Annotated in this window: 17 protein-coding genes; 7 read left to right on the top strand and 10 right to left on the bottom strand. The window is 57.1% G+C overall.

Features of this window, described 5'->3' with window-relative positions; translation table 11 throughout:
- Positions 1-63 precede the first annotated feature (63 nt).
- From AC2FFE_RS06410 to AC2FFE_RS06390, 5 genes are all read right to left on the bottom strand, one after another.
- Positions 64-1,251 carry a cytochrome P450 gene (locus tag AC2FFE_RS06410; RefSeq protein WP_496846188.1) on the bottom strand — a complete coding sequence of 396 codons (1,188 nt, stop codon included), beginning with the start codon at positions 1,249-1,251 and terminating at the stop codon, positions 64-66.
- Entirely contained in the window at positions 1,251-2,603 is a 1,353-nt protein-coding gene (locus tag AC2FFE_RS06405; protein ID WP_496846187.1) for a TRAP transporter large permease, read from the bottom strand. Before AC2FFE_RS06405 ends, AC2FFE_RS06410 begins: the two co-directional genes overlap by 1 nt.
- Positions 2,600-3,106 carry a TRAP transporter small permease gene (locus tag AC2FFE_RS06400; protein WP_496817793.1) on the bottom strand — a complete coding sequence of 169 codons (507 nt, stop codon included), beginning with the start codon at positions 3,104-3,106 and terminating at the stop codon, positions 2,600-2,602. The genes AC2FFE_RS06405 and AC2FFE_RS06400 overlap by 4 nt, the downstream gene beginning before the upstream one ends.
- A gap of 57 nt (positions 3,107-3,163) precedes the next feature.
- On the bottom strand, positions 3,164-4,183 hold the full coding sequence (locus AC2FFE_RS06395) for a TRAP transporter substrate-binding protein (RefSeq protein WP_496846186.1): 1,020 nt from the start codon (positions 4,181-4,183) through the stop codon (positions 3,164-3,166).
- Positions 4,184-4,251: 68 nt separating this feature from the next.
- Positions 4,252-6,285, bottom strand: coding sequence for an FAD-dependent oxidoreductase (locus tag AC2FFE_RS06390; RefSeq protein WP_496846185.1), 2,034 nt, complete (start codon positions 6,283-6,285; stop codon positions 4,252-4,254).
- A 103-nt stretch (positions 6,286-6,388) separates the two neighbouring features.
- Between AC2FFE_RS06390 and paaG the strand changes: the two genes are divergently transcribed.
- From paaG to AC2FFE_RS06365, 5 genes are all read left to right on the top strand, one after another.
- Positions 6,389-7,174 (top strand): 2-(1,2-epoxy-1,2-dihydrophenyl)acetyl-CoA isomerase PaaG, encoded by a 786-nt coding sequence (gene paaG / locus AC2FFE_RS06385; protein ID WP_496846184.1) that lies wholly within the window; start codon positions 6,389-6,391, stop codon positions 7,172-7,174.
- Between the two features lie 2 nt (positions 7,175-7,176).
- A complete protein-coding gene (gene paaI / locus AC2FFE_RS06380; protein WP_496846183.1) occupies positions 7,177-7,602 on the top strand; it encodes a hydroxyphenylacetyl-CoA thioesterase PaaI in 426 nt (141 codons plus the stop codon).
- Positions 7,603-7,625: 23 nt separating this feature from the next.
- Positions 7,626-8,936, top strand: coding sequence for a phenylacetate--CoA ligase PaaK (paaK, locus tag AC2FFE_RS06375; RefSeq protein WP_496846182.1), 1,311 nt, complete (start codon positions 7,626-7,628; stop codon positions 8,934-8,936).
- 3 nt (positions 8,937-8,939) lie between these two features.
- Entirely contained in the window at positions 8,940-9,536 is a 597-nt protein-coding gene (locus AC2FFE_RS06370; protein WP_496846181.1) for a TetR/AcrR family transcriptional regulator, read from the top strand.
- A gap of 298 nt (positions 9,537-9,834) precedes the next feature.
- Complete coding sequence (locus AC2FFE_RS06365) at positions 9,835-10,473, top strand: 2-hydroxychromene-2-carboxylate isomerase (protein ID WP_496817799.1); 639 nt, start codon at positions 9,835-9,837, stop codon at positions 10,471-10,473.
- A gap of 148 nt (positions 10,474-10,621) precedes the next feature.
- On the opposite strand, the gene AC2FFE_RS06360 is transcribed toward AC2FFE_RS06365, so the two are convergent.
- From AC2FFE_RS06360 to AC2FFE_RS06340, 5 genes are all read right to left on the bottom strand, one after another.
- Entirely contained in the window at positions 10,622-11,575 is a 954-nt protein-coding gene (locus AC2FFE_RS06360) for an NAD(P)-dependent oxidoreductase (RefSeq protein ID WP_496817800.1), read from the bottom strand.
- Positions 11,572-12,024, bottom strand: a complete 453-nt coding sequence (locus AC2FFE_RS06355; RefSeq protein WP_496846180.1) for a cupin domain-containing protein — start codon at positions 12,022-12,024, stop codon at positions 11,572-11,574. The genes AC2FFE_RS06360 and AC2FFE_RS06355 overlap by 4 nt, the downstream gene beginning before the upstream one ends.
- 118 nt (positions 12,025-12,142) lie before the next feature.
- Positions 12,143-13,585, bottom strand: coding sequence for an aldehyde dehydrogenase family protein (locus AC2FFE_RS06350; RefSeq protein WP_496817802.1), 1,443 nt, complete (start codon positions 13,583-13,585; stop codon positions 12,143-12,145).
- Between the two features lie 24 nt (positions 13,586-13,609).
- The gene (locus tag AC2FFE_RS06345; protein ID WP_496846179.1) at positions 13,610-14,818 is read right to left on the bottom strand and encodes a mandelate racemase/muconate lactonizing enzyme family protein; all 1,209 of its coding nucleotides are present in this window, start codon (positions 14,816-14,818) and stop codon (positions 13,610-13,612) included.
- Positions 14,815-16,434 carry a GMC family oxidoreductase gene (locus AC2FFE_RS06340; RefSeq protein WP_496846178.1) on the bottom strand — a complete coding sequence of 540 codons (1,620 nt, stop codon included), beginning with the start codon at positions 16,432-16,434 and terminating at the stop codon, positions 14,815-14,817. The genes AC2FFE_RS06345 and AC2FFE_RS06340 overlap by 4 nt, the downstream gene beginning before the upstream one ends.
- A 136-nt stretch (positions 16,435-16,570) precedes the next feature.
- Between AC2FFE_RS06340 and AC2FFE_RS06335 the strand changes: the two genes are divergently transcribed.
- Entirely contained in the window at positions 16,571-17,455 is an 885-nt protein-coding gene (locus AC2FFE_RS06335; protein WP_496817805.1) for a LysR substrate-binding domain-containing protein, read from the top strand.
- Positions 17,456-17,830: 375 nt separating this feature from the next.
- Positions 17,831-19,411 carry an ABC transporter substrate-binding protein gene (locus AC2FFE_RS06330; RefSeq protein ID WP_496846177.1) on the top strand — a complete coding sequence of 527 codons (1,581 nt, stop codon included), beginning with the start codon at positions 17,831-17,833 and terminating at the stop codon, positions 19,409-19,411.
- Positions 19,412-19,436: the final 25 nt, after the last annotated feature.

The following is a 19,436-nucleotide window of genomic DNA, read 5'->3' as shown; positions in this document are numbered from 1 at the left end:
GCATATTATTAACCGTATGGTCGGTCAATAATTAACGACTGCCTATTTGTTGCTTTGGTCAAGTCAAACCTCCGCTGGTAGCTGGGCGAAGCCGCGAAAACGGATGCGCCCTCCGCGTATTGCGCCGCCTGTGATCTGATAGTTTGGAAAACGGCCCAGAAACCGACTGACGGCAATTTTACCCTCCATTCGGGCCAGGGTCAGCCCGACGCAAGTATGAGGGCCACCGGCAAACGCATGGTGTTTGTTGGGCCTGCGGTTCAGCTGCATGTCATCAGGCTGGTCAAACTGCCTTGGGTCCCGGTTGGCTGCCCCGATACATAAATGAATATCGGTACCCGCCGGGATGGTATGACCATGAAACGTGACCTCTTCGGTGGTCAGGCGGTTGCCAAACTGGTTCGGGCTTTCCAAGCGCAGAAACTCATCCATCGCTGTGGTGATCAACTCGGGGGAGGCCAGCAATTCGGCTCGTTTATCTCGATGCCTGTCCAGCAGCTCCAGCGCGTTGCCGATCAGATTTGTTGTGGTTTCGTGCCCTGCATTCAGGATGAAAATGCAGTTCTGATACAGCTCAACCTCGGTCAGGCCGCCATCCGCGTCGTCCTGTATCAACCGGGTCAGAACATCCGTGTTCGGGTTTCCAGGGTTGCGTCTTCGATCATCAACAATATGGCGCAGGAATTCTTTGAACTCAGTGACAGCGCGATTGCCCCAGTCTTCTTGCTCAGGCGTCAATTGCGGTTCCAAGGCACCAAGAATGGCCAGAGACCAATCCCGCAAGGGTCCGCGTTCGGATCGGGGAATGCCTAGCAAGTTGCCGATGATTTCAATTGGGATTGCCCCGGCAAAATCCTCGATCAACTCCACACGGCCTTTTGCCTGCATCTGATCCAGCAGAGCATCGACCAGGTGGATCAAACCCGGTTCCATCTGCGCCAAAGCGCGCGGATTCATTGCCCCAACCATCACCTTGCGGACACGGGTATGCAGGGGCGGATCATTGAACACCAGACTGGTGGTGTGGTGTTCGTATAAGGGACTGTCGACCCCGTATTTGGGGCCAAACACCGCTTTTTTGTCCGAGATGAACCGCGTCGTGTCCCGATAGACCAGATCCAGATCCTCGTACCTCGACAGGATCATTGAACCGTCAGGCTGCGGGCAAACCGGCATCTCCTCGCGCAGCGCTGCATAGGCTGGATAGGGGTCTCGGTGAAACCCGTCAGGAAGCGCGGTCAGAGAAAACATCAGTGACTCATCGCCCCCATATGCTCGGGCAGAACCAGCACTAGCCACGGCACCAGCACGATCAGGGCTAGACGGAAGATATCGGCAATCCAGAACGGCGTAACACCTTTGAAGATCGTTCCGGTCGAGACATCCCCGACCACGCCTTTCAAGATGAACACGTTCAGGCCAACTGGCGGTGTAATCAGGCTGATCTCTGTCACCACAACAACCACAATGCCGAACCAGATCGGATCATAGCCCAGCGATGTCACAAGCGGGAAAAAGATCGGCACGGTCAGCAGGAGCATCGACAGCGATTCAAACACGCAGCCCAAGATGATGTAGATGCCCAGGATCATCAGGATCACCACAAAGGGTTCTACATCATAGGCGGTGACCAACGCGATCAGCGCTTCGGGCAAACCAGCGAGGTTGATGAAGTTCGAAAATATCTGCGCCCCGATCAGGACCGAAAACAAGGCCGCAGCGGTAAACGTGGTTTCTTTCAGAACTTCAAACGTGGAACTCAGGCTCAGCCCGCCACGAGACAGGGCAATCAGAAAGGCGCCCATGGCCCCCATACCAGCGGCTTCCGTCGGGCTGAATGTCAGGTTCAGCGGATGAAAGTCAAAGGCACCATAGAGCCCGCCGATGACAAGAAAGAACAACAGCAGCACAGCCCAGACCGAACGCAGGGCTTTCAATCGCTCACCCCAACCATGCTTCTCACCAGCTGGTCCGGATTCCGGTTTGCGCCAGACGGTCCAACGGACCGCAAACAAGTACAAAAGGATGCCAAGAACACCAGGGATGATCCCGGCGACGAACAGCTTGCCGATGGATGTTTCGGTCAACAGACCATAGATCACCAGGATCACGGAGGGCGGGATCAGAATGCCCAATGTGCCGCCTGCTGCGATTGAGGCAGTCGACAGCTCATCCGAGTACCGGTAGCGGCGCATTTCCGGCATCGCGACTTTGGACATCGTGGCCGCCGTGGCCAAGGACGACCCGCAGATGGCTGAAAAGCCGCCACAGGCCGCAACCGTGGCCATGGCGATGCCGCCTTTGAAATGCCCCAGAAAAGCATTCGACACAGCGTAGAGTTCACGCGCCAGCCCGCCTTTGTTTACGAACAGCCCCATCAGGATAAACAGTGGAATAACCGAGAGGCCATAATCCTGTGCGGTGTCGGTGATCTGGCGACCGACCATGGACATGGCCGCTTTCAAACCCCGTTCCGACAGGATGCTTCCACCACGCTCGTACGCAAAGCCCAGTGTCCCGACCAAGCCCATTGCGAACACAATTGGCAAGCGCAGCAGCACGAGAACAAGAACAAGGGCAAAACCGATCAGCGCAGCGGTCATTGCTGGTTCTCCGACAAAACGTGGGGGGCGAAGATGTGCAGAAACCCGGTTGTGATCATCGCAACGGCCGTGACCGCGGTGGATGCGGCGATGAACCAACCGATGTAAAAAACTGGAATCGATAGATACTCGGTCACATCCCCATAGTCTCGCGCCCGCTCAGCCAGAATCCAAACCAGTTGGATGGGCCAGATCAAAATGATGCCCGAGACCAGATAGACAATTGCATCCCGTGCGCGGCTAAGGCGGTAACGTGAAAACAGCCCGTCGGTCAGATCAACGGCGATCTGGCCCTTTCCCGCTGACACCATCGGCAGGACCGAGAAAACAAGGATGGCCATCAGAATACGTGTCAGTTCGGTTGCCGCCTCAATCGGGGCATTGAAGACTGATCGCAACACGACGTCAAAGAACGTCATCACCATCAGAACGAACAACGCCAAACAGGCAAGTATCGTCGGGGCGACGCTAACGCGACGCGCAAGGGTCACAAAGGATTGCATGTAGAGTTCCCGCAAGCTGGGGGTGGCCAGCGGTTTGATTCCGCCAGCCAGGCTTGGTTACTGCGATGCCATTTCGTTGACGATCAGGTCATAGGCGGCCTGTGCGTCGACGCCTGCACCATTGACTTCATCAATGACCTTGGCACGGACATCCACGGCAATCGCGTTGAATTTTTCCAGGTCTTCGGCAGACGCGGTGTTGATTGCATTGCCCTCGGTGCCCTCGGTTGCCTCGCGACCTATCGCGTCGATCTCATCCCAGATTTTACCGATTTCACGGCTCAGGGGCTCTCCGAACACATTGTCGTCGAGCGCTTTTTGAAGATCGGCGGGCAGATCGGCAAACGTGTCTTCATTCATGATGAAGGCGAAGGATCCACGGTACAGACCGCCGGGAACTTCATAGACGTTCTGCGCCACTTCGGTCAGCTTGAAACCTTTACGAGATTCAAAGGGCATCACAACGCCATCTGCTGCTTTCGATGCCAGTGTCTCGTACACTTTCGGGGCCGGCACCTGGATGCCGGTTGCGCCAAGTGCTGCACCGACATCGCCGCCAACACCACCCGGGATACGAACCTTAAGGCCCGAAACCTCGTCCAGCGACGTAACCGGGTTGCTGGAATGCAGCTGCGCCGGGCCGTGGGTGTGCAGGGCAATCACTTTCACGCCGCGATGTTCGTCCGCAGCTTTCAGGTGCTTGTCATAGGCGCGCCAATAGGCCACCGATGCGGCCTCGGCCGAGCCCTCATAGCCGGGCAGTTCGATCATTTTGGTGGTGACAAAGCGACCGGGCTGATAGCCGTGGAAGATGATCGAGGCATCCGCCGCCCCGTCCATGATCAGGTCCATCTGGGCGGGTGGAGGCGCAATGCCCAGCTTCAGTTCCGCGGTGACCTGGCCATCCGTGGCCTCTTCGACCATCTCAACGAATTTGGGCCACATCTTGGCGTTGATGCCGTGGGTCGGTGGTGCCCAACTGGAAATCGTCAGCGTGTAATCCGCCGCCAGCGCCACGGTGCCTGAAACGGCCAAAGCTGCCGACGCCAGCAAGGTGCTTAACTTGGTGAGTTTCATGTTCAGTGCCTCCCTTTGAAACATGCATTCAGAATGCGCTAATGGTTACTTTTGTAACCATCAACATGTTATTGGCGTTTTGTTTGGGTCGCGATGACCCAAGACGCGGGGCTTTCTTCCGCCACAACCCGCATGGTTGCCGCGGATGCGCGGCTTCCGATTTCTTTGCGATAGTTCATAGGCCCGCCGCGCCAGCGCGGGAAGCCATAGCCATGGATTTGAACCATATCGACGGCCTCTGCGTTTTCGGCGATCCCTTCTTCAATGATCAGGTCGCCCTCATTGGCCAATACGGCCAGAAGACGCGAAGAAATATCTTGAGTGGTAAAGCTTCGCCGGGTGATACCTTCGACGGCTGAATAGGTTTCGATCAGCGCCTCAACTTCGGGGTCGCGGATCGGTTTGCGATCTCCGGCTTCGTATCGATACCAACCTTTTCCCGAGCGCTGGCCAAGTCGGCCCATCTCACAGAGTTGATCGGCAATGGTCACATAGCGTTCGTTCGGATCGCGTGTTGCTGCATTGCGTTTTCGATTGGCCCATGCGATCTGCAGCCCGGTCAGATCTTGCAGTTCGTAAGGGCCCATGGGCATTCCAAAGTCGCGCATCGCCTGATCCACCTGATAAGGCAGGGCGCCATCCGCCAGCAGATAATCCGCTGCGCGGCGATAGGCGGCCAGCATACGGTTGCCGATGAATCCATCGCAGATGCCAGACAGGACCGAGATCTTGCGCAGTTTCTTACCCAGCGCGAACCCTGTGGCCACCACTTCGAGCGCCGTCTGGGGTGTATGCACAATCTCAAGCAGTTTCATCACATGGGCCGGGCTGAAGAAATGCAATCCGATGCAACGCGCCGGGCTTTCGATGCCTGCGAAGATTTCATCCGGGTCAAGATACGAGGTGTTGGTGGCCAGAATTGTATCAGCGCTCATATGCTGAGCCAGTTCGGCAAAGACCTGTTGCTTGACCGATATATCCTCGAACACCGCCTCAATGGCCAGTTGCGCATCCGCAGCCTCAGCATAGCTGTCAACGGCGCGAAACCGGGACAGGGCATTCTGGAATTCAGCCTCGGTCATCTTTCCGCGTTTGACAGCACCGTTCAACAGACCGTCAACCCGGTCATGAGCGGCGGTTACTGCCTCGGTGTCCCGCTCAATCAACGTAACGGACAATCCACTGCTCAGCGCGGCGGTTGCGATGCCAGCCCCCATCAAACCGCCACCGACAACGGCAATGCGTTGAATTTCACGCGCCTCGACACCCTTGATCATGGCCGGTTTTGAGACTGAGCGTTCGGCAAAGAACGCATGCCGCAAGGCGCGGCTTTCCGCGCTTTGCCGCAGCGCCATATGAAGGGCTCGTTCTTTCGCTTGCCCCACCGAAAACGGTTCTGTCGCCCAGCCTAGCGCGGTCAGGTTTTCCATTGGTGAACGCTGCCCCTTGGCGCGCTTTTCCAGTTTACTGCGCGAGACCTCAATCAGGTCAGGCGCAAAATCCGCAACAGGGCGCTGGCTGACGGGCACTGGGCGTTTCGGCAAATCAGAGTCAAAGCGTTCAACCGCATCTTCCACAGGGTCAGCCACCAGATCGACGGCACCGTGCCGTTGCATAACCTCGGCCTTCAGGATTTTGCCTGAACAGGCCAGGTCAATCGCGAGGTCCATCCCCACAAGGCGCGGCAGACGTTGCGTGCCGCCCGCGCCGGGGATCAGCCCGACATTGACCTCGGGCAGTCCGAAGCCGGTGCCGGGTGCCGCAATGCGCCATGCGCAGGCCATCGCAATCTCAAACCCACCGCCCAGAACATTGCCATGCATGCAGGCGATGAATGGAACCTCACTGTCTTCAATCATCTGAATGACATCCGGCAAATGCGGCTCGGCTGGCGGTCTGTCGAATTCAGACATGTCGCCACCCGCGACAAAGGTCCTGCCAGCGCATCGTAACACTGCAACCCGTGCGCCTTTGACCGCAGTAATGGCATCGACCAGTCCCTGACGAACGCCGACCGAGGTCGCATTCACCGGCGGATTGTCAATGGTGACCCACGCAACATCGCCCCTTAGTTCAACGCTCACAGGTGACGTATGCGGCATGTCTGCGCCCTTCAGATGGTCCGGATTCGAAACTGATTCATATATTGACCAACCGTTCGGTTAATGCAATGCTTTAATTCAACAGGCATCAGGCGGGACAGTCATGAGCGATACGATTCTTGTAGAAGATCATGGGTATTGGGTGGAAATCACCTTAAATCGACCCGACAAGCTGAACGCGTTCAATGATGAGATGCATGAGGCGTTGCAAAATGCCCTGAAATCTGCCCGGGACAGCGGCGCACGTGCGATCCTGCTGACGGGCGCGGGCCGTGGGTTTTGTGCCGGTCAGGACCTTGGCGACCGCGATCCGTCAAAAATGGATGGCCCCCCTGATCTGAGCGTGACCGTCCGGACCTATTACGCCCCGTTGGTGCGTTTGATCCGGTCGCTGAATTTTCCCGTTGTCTGCGCAATAAATGGCGTCGCCGCCGGGGCCGGGGCCAATCTGGCACTGGCCTGCGATATGGTCCTGGCCGGTGAAAGTGCCAAGTTCATTCAAAGCTTTGCCAAGGTCGGCTTGATCCCTGATACGGGCGGTAGTTGGCATTTGCCACACTTGGTTGGAGAAGCGAGAGCCAAAGGCCTGGCACTAACCGCTCAACCCTTATCCGCACGCCAAGCGGAGGAATGGGGTCTGATCTGGAAGACACTTCCTGATGAGGAGTTGCTGACCGAAGCGCGGTCTTTGACCAGCCAATTGGCCAATGGCCCAACCGTTGGGCTGGGCAAAACCAAACAGTGTATTCAGGCTGCTGCGACAACCACGCTTTCGGATCATCTTGAAATCGAAGCGGACGCCATGAAAATCTGTGGGGAAAGCGCGGATTATGCAGAAGGCGTATCCAGCTTCCTCGAAAAGCGTGCTCCGCGGTTTCTGGGCAAATGACAATGACCCCGAAAGAACGCGCAACCAAATCCGCCGCCGCCATGTGGGCCAATGACGAGGCCAGCAAATGGTTCGGGATGGAGCTTGTCGACGTTGACGAAGGCCACGCCGTTCTGGCTTTGACGGTCGCGCCGCATCACTGCAACGGGCATGGGATTTGCCATGGTGGTGTGACACACGCTTTGGCAGACAGCGCGTTTGCCTTTGCGTGCAACAGCCGCAATGTGGCGACTGTCGGACAGCACACGATGATGAGCTATCTGGCGCCCGGGCAATTGGGTGATCGGTTGACCGCAACGGCCACCGAAACCACGGTTGCGGGTCGTAGCGGTGTGTATGACGTGCGCGTCACCAACCAGGATGACATCATAATTGCCGAGTTCCGGGGCATGTCCCGTGCTATTGGCGGACAGAATTTTGACGAATAGAACGACGTCGGAGGAGCAACACTATGGATGACCTCTCACCGAGCAAAGCGGATTTGGATCCGATAGAAATTGCCTCGATTGATGAAATCCGTGCAACACAACTTGACCGCCTGAAATGGTCCGTTCGACATGCCTATGACAACGTTGCGATGTACAAGCAGCGCTTTGACGGGGCTGGCGTGCATCCCAATGATTTGCAGCACCTCTCGGACCTGTCGAAGTTCCCGTTCACCTACAAGAACGACCTGCGCGACAACTACCCATTTGGCCTTTTTGCGGTTCCTTGTTCAGACGTGATCAGGCTACATGCGTCATCCGGCACGACCGGTAAACCAACGGTTGTGGGCTATACCAAAGGCGATATAGACAATTGGGCCGATCTGGTTGCGCGGTCGCTGCGGGCGGCTGGTTTGCGAAAAGGCGATATGATCCACAACGCCTATGGCTATGGCCTGTTTACCGGTGGTCTGGGCGCCCATTACGGGATCGAACGGCTGGGTGCGACCGTTGTGCCGATGAGCGGCGGACAAACCGAAAAGCAGGTTGGTCTGATCACCGATTTCCAACCCGACGCAATCATGGTGACGCCGTCATATATGCTCAATATCCTTGAGCAGTTTCACAAGGCGGGGCTTGATCCCCGGCAAAGCTCTCTCAAGGTTGGTATCTTCGGCGCAGAACCTTGGACCGATGCCATGCGCGCTGAGGTCGAAGCCGCCTTTGATATGCATGCGGTCGATATTTATGGCCTGTCCGAGATCATGGGGCCTGGTGTTGCCAGCGAATGCGTTGAAACAAAGGATGGCCCTGTGATCTGGGAAGATCATTTCCTGCCCGAGATTATCGACCCGACGACTGGAGAGGTTCTGCCGGATGGCGAAACGGGTGAGCTGGTCTTTACCACATTAACCAAAGAAGGGTTGCCGATGATCCGCTATCGCACGCGCGATCTGACCTGCCTTTTGCCCGGAACGGCGCGTTCAATGCGGCGGATGGCCAAGATAACGGGTCGCAGTGATGACATGATGATCCTGCGGGGTGTCAACGTATTCCCCAGCCAGATCGAAGAACAGGTCATGGCGACGGGCGGTCTGGCCCCTCACTATCAGATCGAGCTGTACAAATCCGGTCGCATGGATGCGATGCGGGTGTTTGTCGAGGCAACCGAGGGGTCGACGGATGAAATGTCCAAAACGGCAGCGGCCCGTATGCTGACAAAGCGCATCAAGGACATGGTTGGTGTCTCAACGGAAATTGTTGTAGGTGATCCCGGCGAGGTCGAACGCTCTCAGGGTAAGGCAAAGCGCATCATCGACAACCGCGACAAGGAATAGGCCATGGCCCGAACAATCGCCAAAGACCATGACCAGAAACGGGAACAGATCCTGAAGCGCGCGGCAAAGATTTTTGCGGATCAGGGCTTTGACCGCGCCTCCATGACATTGTTGGCAAAAGAATGCGGGATATCAAAGGCGAATATATACCATTACTATGACAGCAAGGATGCCATTCTCTATGACATCCTTGAGACCTATCTTCGTGAGTTGCGTGATCGCATTTGCAATGTCGATCTGAGCGGGCTGAGCCCCGAGGAAAAACTCCGCAAAGCGGTGCGCGAAATCCTGTACGCCTATCAAGGGGCAGATGATGAGCACCGGGTTCAAATCAGCGGCATGGGCTCTTTGAGTCAAGACCAGCAGAAGATACTGCGCGCCTACCAGCTGGACATGGTGAGCTTCATTCGTGAGATTTTGAAAGAACTGTCCCCGGACACCTTGGGCCATGACAAAGACAAATTGCGCGGCGCGACAATGTCAGTCTTTGGTATGCTCAACTGGTACTACATGTGGAATACGGGGGCCGGAACCAAGGCGCGTGCAGATTATGCTGACCTTGTTTGCACCCTGACAGTCCATGGTATTCGAGAACTGTAGGCGCACTCTGATCAGAGGCCCAGTTGTGGGATTCGCTTGAACTTTGCCGTCTCACCGTCCCATCCCCTTTTTGCTACCAGCGAGGCAATACAGACCCGCAGTGTCGGAGCAAGAGTTTGAAAAATCCGAATGAAGCACTCCTGTCGCAGATTACGTTAGGCTGCTGAAATACCGAAGGTGTTTGCATTGAACTGGAGCCGAAATGGCTTGGACCCAGTGTTTCAGATCTTGCGTTTTGGTAGGTTCACCGAAAGCAATCCGGCTGTACTTTCCCAATGGCTTTCCGCATAAGTGCGACATGTCAGTTATCGAATATGTCTACTCTGCCCATTCCGCTTATGCCTATTTGGGTTCGGCCGAGCTGGCGCGGATTTGCGCCCGGCACGATGCTACCCTGATCCACAAACCGGTTTTGTTGACGCCGGTGGTTGAAGCACAAGGCAGTCAGCCTTTCCATGCGCGGACGCAGGCCCATGTGGACTATTTCTTTGGGCGAGAAATCGAACGCTGGGCCGAGTATCGTGACGTTCCCGTCGTCCGGTTTCGACCTACATATCATGATGCGGATTACAGCCTGGCATCTGGGATGATCATCGCGCTGGGCGAGACGGGGCAAGGGCCCGATGCTATGGCGCATAGGTTGCTCGAGGCCCATTGGCGCGACGATGCAGACCTTTCCGATACCGAAACGCTTGCGGTCGTGGCGGCAGAGCTGGGTCATGATCTTGTGGCGCTGTTGGATCAGGCGGGATCAGAGCAAATCCAACAAAAACTGCAGGACAACTCAACCTGGGCCAGAGAGCGCAACATCTTTGGCTCACCCACCTATATCGTGGACGGAGACCCGTTCTATGGTCAGGATCATCTGGGCCTCGTGGAACGCGCCCTTGAGCGGCCGTTCCAGCCTTCGGCGTGGACCAACCCAGCGGTTGACTGATACCATAACACACCGCGTTTGACGCTCCAGAGCGACGAAACGTTTTTTACACAGGCGCAGCTAGGTATACCCGGATACACGCCTTTGGATTGGCCGTCCGGGGGGGGGAGATCTACAAAAGCCGATCTCCTCCTGATCACAACGGTTTCTAGCGGCTCAGCCCTGTTGGCGTGACCTCGTAGCCGGGTTCCTCGGGTTCGTCATCTGTCATCTCGGCGGGGAAGCCAGGGGCGCGGATGTCCAGCCCGGTTGCGTCTTCCAGACGGCGGATGATGTTTGGTGAAAGCTCCCGATCGCCATAACGGGCGATGCCATCGTCGAAGATATTGCAGATCAGCGGTGAGATTTCCAAGGGCACATTGTTGCGCTCGGCAATCTCCTGAAACAGCCCGATATCCTTTTTCACAAGGTCCATGGTGAACGAAATATCGCGCGACCCGTTCAGGATGACCTGACTTTCCGTGACATGACTAAAGGAATTGCCAGACGATATCGCGATGGCCTCATAGGCGGTGTTGAGGTCCATCCCGGCGGCCTTGGCCACAACCAGCGCCTCGGCATTGGCCACCAGATGAACGGTGGCCAGATAGTTGGTCAGCACCTTCAGCATCGAGGCCGAGCCCAACTCGCCCGTGTGAAGAACCCGGCGACCAAGGGTTGTCAGCAAGGGCAGGACCCTTTCAAACGTGGCGCGATCACAGCCCGCAAAGATCGAGATATTGCCTGTATCCGCACGATGGCAGCCCCCCGAAACCGGGCAATCCACCGCAGCGCCCCCGGCAGCAATAACCAGATTGCCAAGACGAACAGCCTCGGCCTGATCGGTGGTGGACATTTCCATCCAGATCTTACCTTCGCGCACCTCGGGAAGCATCTGTTGCAACACGGCGTCGCAGGCCGCGGGTGACGGCAGGCAGGTGATGATCACGTCGCACTCCCGCATCATCTGAGCCGGGTTTTCCCCGGCTGTCGCGCCTAGCGCAACTTTTTCGGCCACGAATTCGGCGTTCAGGTCGTGGACCATCACATCATGCCCATTGCGGATCAGGCTGCCGCTCAACTTGCCGCCGACATTGCCAAGGCCGATAAATCCGATTTTCATTGTTCTGCTTCCTGTTGTTCTGAGAAGTTATAGACCACATCGCCAAAACGATGCTGGGCGAAGCCGTAGACAAACTCAAGGCTCTCATCGCTGGCGGTCACACCGTGTTCGGCCCCACCGGGAATGAACACCGCCATGCCCGGGTGCACGGCGGTGGCTTTGCCTTCGATGGTGACCTCGCCGTGGCCCGAAACAAAATAGTAGAATTCGGCCGGTTCGTGACGATGAAGCGGCAAGCGACCGAAGGCCGGAAGATGGGCGGTGCCCAGAACAATATCGTCCGAGTTCATTCGATCTTTGCAGATCAGTGTTCGCCAGGTGATCTCGCCAAATTTGGGGTCGAAGCCGCCCTCGATCGGGGCATCATCGCGAAACGCAAACCACGGGTTTTGCGGCGCGTCACTTGCGGGGCAGGGCTCTAGAGCCAGGTTAAGGTCCATGTCGGACATATTGCTTCCTCCCAAGCAAATTAAGTTTCTTTGACCGAAGTTGCCCGCAAGCTGTGTTCGGCGCCTTGGGCCAGCCCCCTGGGCGGAAAGTGCCGGGGGCTGGCCTGTTGCGTATGGGTTAGACAGGCAGGCCAAGCCCGCCCCGGACCTTCAGTTCCAGATAGTCTTCAAGACCAAAGGTCCCGCCTTCACGTCCGTTGCCGGATTGTTTGTATCCACCGAATGGAGAGCCAAAATTGGTGCTCTGCCCGTTTATGGTGACAGTGCCCGCCTGCAATGCGGCGCAGACCCGTTCGGCGCGCTCTGAATCTCCGGTCTGAACGTACGCCGCCAGGCCATAGACAGTGTCGTTGGCGATCTGAATGGCCTCTTCCTCGGTTTCGAACGGGATCAGGACAAGAACCGGTCCGAAAATCTCTTCCCGCGCGATGGTCATCTGGTTTGTCACATCCGCAAAGATCGTGGGTTGCGCATACCAACCGTTTTCAAACCCGTCCGGTTTGCCGAGGCCACCGGCAATCAGGCGTGCGCCTTCATCAATGCCGATCTGGATCATCCGCTGCACCCGGTCATATTGGATCTGATCAAAAAGAGGTCCGATATGATCGCCGGGCTGGGCTGGGTTTCCCACCGCCTGCGTCTGTGCCGCAGCAGCGGCGATGTTGACGACCTCTTCATAGCAGCTACGTTCGACGAGCATCCGTGTCGGGGCGTTGCAGGATTGGCCAGTATTGTGGAAGCAGTTGAAAACCGATGCTTCGACGCGTGGTTTCAGATCAGAACCATTATCCGCAAACACCAGATTGGGGGATTTTCCGCCCAGTTCCAGTGCCACACGTTTGACCGTATCTGCGGCGTCTTTCGACACAAGGATACCCGCGCGGGTCGAACCGGTGAAAGACATCATCGCGATGTCCGGATGCCGTGACATGGCGGCCCCGACCTCGGCCCCGTCACCAAATACAAGGTTGAACACGCCCGCTGGGTAACCGGCCTCGTGAACGATCTCGGCAAAGATCGCGGCGGACAGGGGCGTGTGTTCCGAAGGTTTCAGAACACAGGTGGCCCCCACGGCAAGCGCAGGCAGGACCTTGAGGGCAATCTGGCTGATCGGCCAGTTCCAGGGGGTGATCAGGCCGCAAACGCCAATCGGCTCTCGGTACAGCACATCGCCACTGGGCAGGGTTTCACGCGCGTCGTGGTCTTTGAGCACGCGGATGAAATCCTTGATGTGCTCGATCCCGCAGCCCGCTTGCGCGTTGCGAGACATATCGATGGGTGCGCCCATTTCACGCGTGATGGCCCAGGACATGTCTTCAAGCCGTGCGGTGTAGACCTCCAGCAAGCGCTCCAGCAATGTTAGCCTCTCGGCCTTGGAGGTTTTTGAGAAAGTCGCAAAGGCGCGTAATGCGGCGGTCACGGCGCGGTCGACATCCGCAGCCGATCCCAGCGCAACTCCGCCAATCACAGAGTTATCCGCAGGGTTCTTGATCGGAAAGCCGATGCTGGACGCAGGCGCGACCCAGGCACCATCGATGTAATGCGTGTTCAGGTCTTCCATATTGGTTTTCCCATTCCAAAGACGTCAGGCGGAAACCGGTGCGGTTTCCAGATTCAGATGAAGTTCGGTGCCGGTATAGGGATGGGCGGCAATGGCTGCATCGTTCAGCTCGACACCCAGCCCCGGTGATGAAGGCGGCAGGACATATCCATCCTCCCAAGAAATCGGTGTCGTCAGGAAATCCATGAACCGCCCGTCGAAACGACCGATGGATTCCAGGATCAGAAAGTTCGGGCTGCATGTGGCGATCTGGATGTTGGCTGCGGCTACTATGGGCCCACAATATAGATGCGGCGCGATCTCGGCCTGTCGGGTCTCAGCCATGCCTGCGATCTTCTTCGCCTCCAGAAGCCCACCAACGCGCCCGAGATTCATTTGCAGGATCGAGGCTGCCCCGCATTCCAGCATGCGCGCGAATTCATGTTTTGTACAAAGCCGTTCGCCCGCGGCCACCGGGATCGAGGTATAGCGGGCCACTTCGGCCATATCATTCGGGTTCTCCGGTGGTACCGGTTCCTCGAACCACAGCGGGTCATAGGCTTCGAGCCGCCGCGCCATCCGTTTGGCGCCTGAGACCGTAAACTGGCCATGGGTGCCAAAAAGCAGATCCGCCTTGTCGCCCACGGCGGCCCGGATCTGACGGCAAAACGCTTCGGACCGGTCCAGATCGCTTAGGCGGGGTTGGTGCCCGTCATAGATCGTGTAGGGTCCCGCCGGATCAAATTTGACAGCCGTAAACCCCTGTTCAACGGCCCTGACTGCCGCCTCGGCAGCGATATCGGGATCATTGTAGACATTCGGTTGATCAGGGTCGGGATACACATCCCCGTCAGCCGGATACAGATAGGTATAGCTGCGCAACCGCTCATGCACCTTACCGCCCAGCAGGTCATAGACCGGCTGATCCGCCGCTTTGCCGATGATGTCCCAACAGGCCATTTCAAGCCCGCTGAGCACCCCCATCACCGTTACATCGGGGCGCATGGTAAAGCCCGCGCCATGGGTTTGACGCCAGAGCCGTTCGATATGATGCGGGTTCTGGCCCGCGAATTGCCGCTCAAACACATCATGGGCCATGGCTGCGCACAGATCGGGCCCAAATGTGGCGTTGTAGATTTCGCCTACACCGGTGATCCCACAGACCGTCGTCAGGCGCACAAAGATAAAATAGCGACCGCCGTGGCGGGGCGGCGGGTTGCCCACCACAAAGGTTTCAAGTGTATCAAGCTTCATGCCGTGTGCCTTTCCAAGCCCGAGGCCCGGACATCCGCCAGGATCATCTCGGCCCCGCGCGCGGCCAGCATCATGACGGGCGCGTTGGTATTGCCGGAGGTAACGTTCGGAAACGAGGACGCATCAATCACGCGCAGCCCGGTCATGCCATGGACCCGCAGTCGAGGGTCGAGAACCGAGTCAGCGGCCGAGTTCCCCATCCGGCAGGTGCAACTGGCGTGATACACCGAATTGGCACGTTCACGGAAATCCTCCAGCAGCGCATCGTCGGAATGTTCGGCGATATCAGGGGCGTTGCGGACCACGGCACGGATCGCAGGTGTAGTCGCAAGCTTCTGGATATTGCGCCCCGCCGCGATAGCCATGGCGCAATCTTCGTTTGTAGAGAGCGAGTTCGGCCGGATCTCGGGCGCGTCACGCGGGTCTGCTGATGTGATCAGAACCTCGCCCCGGCTTGTGGGTCGACAGGGCTGCGCACAGATCAGAAAACCGGCCTCCTTTTCCACGTCCGGCTTTCCGGCGGCATTCACCCGATAGGACATCGGATTGCAATACATCTGCAAATCGGCATGCCCGTTGCGCCCGGATCGAACAAAGCCGCTGACCTGATTGATGGGTACCGCCAGGGGGCCTTGCCGCGTCAATACATATTGCGCCCCGGCGATAATCTTGCCCGGCCAGTTGCCCAGGTGATTGTTCAGTGTCGGTTCGGTAGCCTGAAATTGATAAGAGACTGCCAGATGATCCTGCAAACCCTGACCCACCTGCTCCAGCCGGTGCCGCACATCGATCCCGTGCTTTTTCAACAGGGCAGCAGGGCCGATGCCCGACCGTTGCAGAATTTGCGGTGAGTTCACGGCCCCTGCGCTGACGATGACCTCACACGCGGCGTGTGCTACGGTGCTGCGGTCGCCCTGCCGGTACGTGACCCCTGTTGCGGCACCGTTGTCGACGATAATCCGTTCGACCAGAGCCTCAGTGACAATGTGCAGGTTGGATCGGCCCCTCGCCGTTTGCAAAAACGCATCTGCTGCCGACCATCGCCTGCCGTTTCTGACGGTGCTGCGCAGACGGGCCATACCCTCACGCGTGGACCCGTTCAGATTATCCAGAATGGGCCAACCCGCCTGACGCGCCGCGGTCAGAAAGTGGTTCGAAAACGGATGCATCTTCTGGCTCAGATCAGAGACGTGAATTGGGCCGGCTCCTATATCACCTGCCTGGGTGTGCTGCGTTTCAAGCGCGGCAAACGTTTCTGAAACAGCGGCCCAGTTCCATCCTGTGGCGCCTGCATGTTCCCAATCGTCATAGTCATGCGGCAAGCCCTGAACATAGGCCATTGCGTTGATCGAGCTTGATCCGCCGATCACACGCCCGCGTGGCCAGAAAGCCTGACGCTGGTTCAGGCCCGGATCAGACGCGGCTGTGTAGCACCAGTTGACCTTTGGGTCATCATAGGTTTTGCCATAGCCCAATGGCATTTTGATCCAGAAACGACGATCCGATCCGCCCGCTTCGATCAGCAAGACCTTGTGACCTCCGCAAGCTGTTAGTTTATCAGCCAAAACGCAGCCCGCAGACCCGGCGCCAACAATGATGAAATCGTAGCTGTCCATCGTGACAACCTGCCTCCCTTTCGTGGTGCGCGAGCCGCATCCGCGATCCTTGGGGACATCTTTCTGGCAGAAGTATTGTTAAATCAAACAATGGATTTTAGGATATAGACCAAACTTTACTTAACGGTTATGCGATATGGACCTGCCTCATCCAACTTGGCTGCGAACCTTCGAGGCTGCCGCCAGACTTGCCAGCTTTTCGGCGGCGGCAGACGAGCTGGGCCTGACCCCAGCGGCCGTCAGCCAGCAGATGCGTCTGTTGGAAGATCACCTGAAGACAACTCTGTTCGAACGATTGCCGCGCGGTGTTGCGCTCACGGATATGGGCGAAGCTTATGCGCAGCCGGTGCGCCAAAGCCTTGCCGATATGCGCACCGCCACCGCTGGGCTGTTCGGCGCCGCAAGGAAGCGGCAGATCAAGGTCAGGGCCTCGATCTCATATGCGGCCCTTATCATTGCGCCCCGCCTGGACGAGTTTCTTGCTGAACATCCTGACATTGATGTTGAGCTTTCAACCTTCGTCTGGGCAGGTCGCTTTCAGCAAGGTTTGGGGGATGTCGACATCCGGTTCGGTCATGGCGACTGGACGGACGGTCACGTCACCCATCTGGGCCATGAATATGCCATTCCCGTCTGCCATGCGGATCACCTTGCCCGTTTCGGCGAGGCACCCACATTTGATCAGCTTGCTTCCGATCACATTACAACCATCCATGGCTCGGAATCGGATTGGCCACAGCTGATGGAACAGTTGGGGCTGACAGCTTCGGTCGCCAAAAAGGTGACGCGGTTTGATTCATCATTGATGGCCTTGCAATTTGTAAGTTCCGGATACGGAATGGCCATTGTCGTCGAAAACTTCGCCAGCGCGTTTCTTGATCGCGGTGCCGTCGTAAGACCGATTTCAGACAAGCTTGCGATCCGACCGGCCCATTTCATCGTTGAACGCGAAGGGGTGGAAAGACGCGAAGAAGTACGTGCGTTTTCGGATTGGGTGAAGTCAATCCATGGCCGCCCTTGAACAGGTTCTGGCATGATTGATGTTCGAATCCTTCAGAGAACGGTTTCAGCCAGCAAGGGTGGCAGAGAGAAGCAGGATTACTTATCTTGCATGTGATCACACGACAGCTTGATCGGTACTTTCCGATACTATCCGCTCATATGAACCACTATTTCGCTAAAATGCGCAAATTTTGGGTCAAATATTCCCGAATAATCTAGAACCTTATCTCTGCGCTGGTTCACCAGTCAGACCTTGGCGCAGATAAAATCCGGCCTGCGTATCGTGGAGGGACGCGGCCTCACAAAAAGAATGCACCTTTGTTGGCGCTATGGCGAATCATCCGATTTGCCAAACGGGTTTCCCATGCCTTCAGAGACTACACGGAGGAAAAACATGAAACTCAGATCGCTTTTGCTGTGCAGTACCTTTTGCGCTGCCACCGCTATTCCGGCCTCAGCCGAAACGCTGAAATGGGCACGTGCTGGAGATGCGCTGACGCTTGATCCCCACGCGCAGAATGAAGGGCCAACAATCACACTTGGTCGCCAGATCATGGAGCCGCTGGTAGACCGAGACATGAAAGGCGGGCTGGTTCCCGGCCTTGCAACTGAATGGGCCCCATCAGACAGCGATCCGAATGTCTGGACCTTCACCCTGCGTGAGGGGGTGAAATTCCACGATGGTGCAGATTTCGACAGTGAAGATGTGGTTTTCTCGCTGAACCGCGCCATGACGGATACAAGCAACTATCGCGAGGTTTTGGCGTCGGTCGCCGAAGTTCGTGCCACCGGCCCCTACACGGTTGAGATCGTGACCAAAGGGCCAAACCCGATCATGCCGAACAATCTGACCAACCTTCTGATCATGGACAAGGGTTGGGCCGAGGCCAATGGCGCAGTGGACGTGCAGGACTATGAAGGTGGTGAAAACACCTATGCGGCCAAGAATGCAAATGGTACAGGCCCCTACAAGGTTGTCAGTCGCGAGCCGGATGTGAAAACAGTGCTTGAGCGTTTTGATGGCTATTGGGGGAACGGTCAATTCCCGTTGGAAGTCACGCGGATCGAAGCCCTGCCAATCCAGAACCCGGCCACTCGGGTCGCTGCCCTGCTGTCTGGTGAGGTGGATTTCATTCAGGATGTTCCGGTACAGGATCTTGCGCGCGTGGACGGCACCGACGAGTTGGACGTGCGCAAAGCACCGCAGAACCGGGTGATCTTTTTCGGGATGAACCAAGGGGACGCGGACTTGGCCAATGACAATCTTGATGGCGCAAATCCGCTGGCTGACGTGCGTGTACGCCAGGCGATGAACATGGCGATCAACCGCGAGGCCATCCAGAAAATCGTGATGCGCGGGCAGTCAGAGCCTGCAGGCGTGGCGATGCCCCCATTTGTGAACGGTTGGACCGCTGAGCTGGACGAAGTTCCGGCAACTGATATCACGGCGGCCAAGGCGTTGATGGAAGAGGCCGGGTATGGCGATGGCTTTTCGATCAAGCTGGATTGCCCGAATGATCGCTACATCAACGATGAAGCGATCTGTCAGGCCTCGGTCGGCATGTTCGCGCAGATCGGGATCGACGTGAATCTGGATGCCAAACCCAAGGCGCAGCATTTTCCGTTGATCAACAACCTGGAATCCGACTTCTACATGCTGGGCTGGGGTGTTCCGACCTATGATTCCGAATACATCTTCAACTTCCTGGTTCATTCCAGAGGTGACGAATACGGATCGTGGAACAGCACCCGTTATTCCAACCCTGAACTGGACGAGGCGATCGAAGCGCTGGCAAGCCAGACCAATCTGGCGGCCCGGAATGAATCCATCGGTGCCATTTGGGATCAGGTTCAGGAAGACGTGTTGTATCTGCCGATCCACCACCAGGTTCTGAACTGGGGCATGAAGTCCAGCGTCGACACGATTGTCGACCCCGAGGACAGCCCGAAGTTCAAATACTTCGCCTTCCAATAGGGCCCGCGGACCAGAGCCTCCTGTC

Source organism: Ruegeria sp. YTSA168 (assembly GCF_059610045.1).
This window is presented reverse-complemented; position numbering and strand designations above follow the sequence as displayed.

Coding starts and splice junctions, on each gene's coding strand:
- paaG (WP_496846184.1), top strand. CDS start 6,389: ATGAGCGATACGATTCTTGTAGAAGATCATGGGTATTGGGTGGAAATC.
- AC2FFE_RS06400 (WP_496817793.1), bottom strand. CDS start 3,106: ATGCAATCCTTTGTGACCCTTGCGCGTCGCGTTAGCGTCGCCCCGACG.
- AC2FFE_RS06340 (WP_496846178.1), bottom strand. CDS start 16,434: ATGGACAGCTACGATTTCATCATTGTTGGCGCCGGGTCTGCGGGCTGC.
- AC2FFE_RS06345 (WP_496846179.1), bottom strand. CDS start 14,818: ATGAAGCTTGATACACTTGAAACCTTTGTGGTGGGCAACCCGCCGCCC.
- AC2FFE_RS06395 (WP_496846186.1), bottom strand. CDS start 4,183: ATGAAACTCACCAAGTTAAGCACCTTGCTGGCGTCGGCAGCTTTGGCC.
- AC2FFE_RS06405 (WP_496846187.1), bottom strand. CDS start 2,603: ATGACCGCTGCGCTGATCGGTTTTGCCCTTGTTCTTGTTCTCGTGCTG.
- AC2FFE_RS06390 (WP_496846185.1), bottom strand. CDS start 6,285: ATGCCGCATACGTCACCTGTGAGCGTTGAACTAAGGGGCGATGTTGCG.
- AC2FFE_RS06350 (WP_496817802.1), bottom strand. CDS start 13,585: ATGGAAGACCTGAACACGCATTACATCGATGGTGCCTGGGTCGCGCCT.
- AC2FFE_RS06370 (WP_496846181.1), top strand. CDS start 8,940: ATGGCCCGAACAATCGCCAAAGACCATGACCAGAAACGGGAACAGATC.
- AC2FFE_RS06355 (WP_496846180.1), bottom strand. CDS start 12,024: ATGTCCGACATGGACCTTAACCTGGCTCTAGAGCCCTGCCCCGCAAGT.
- AC2FFE_RS06365 (WP_496817799.1), top strand. CDS start 9,835: ATGTCAGTTATCGAATATGTCTACTCTGCCCATTCCGCTTATGCCTAT.
- AC2FFE_RS06360 (WP_496817800.1), bottom strand. CDS start 11,575: ATGAAAATCGGATTTATCGGCCTTGGCAATGTCGGCGGCAAGTTGAGC.
- paaI (WP_496846183.1), top strand. CDS start 7,177: ATGACCCCGAAAGAACGCGCAACCAAATCCGCCGCCGCCATGTGGGCC.
- AC2FFE_RS06330 (WP_496846177.1), top strand. CDS start 17,831: ATGAAACTCAGATCGCTTTTGCTGTGCAGTACCTTTTGCGCTGCCACC.
- AC2FFE_RS06335 (WP_496817805.1), top strand. CDS start 16,571: ATGGACCTGCCTCATCCAACTTGGCTGCGAACCTTCGAGGCTGCCGCC.
- paaK (WP_496846182.1), top strand. CDS start 7,626: ATGGATGACCTCTCACCGAGCAAAGCGGATTTGGATCCGATAGAAATT.
- AC2FFE_RS06410 (WP_496846188.1), bottom strand. CDS start 1,251: ATGTTTTCTCTGACCGCGCTTCCTGACGGGTTTCACCGAGACCCCTAT.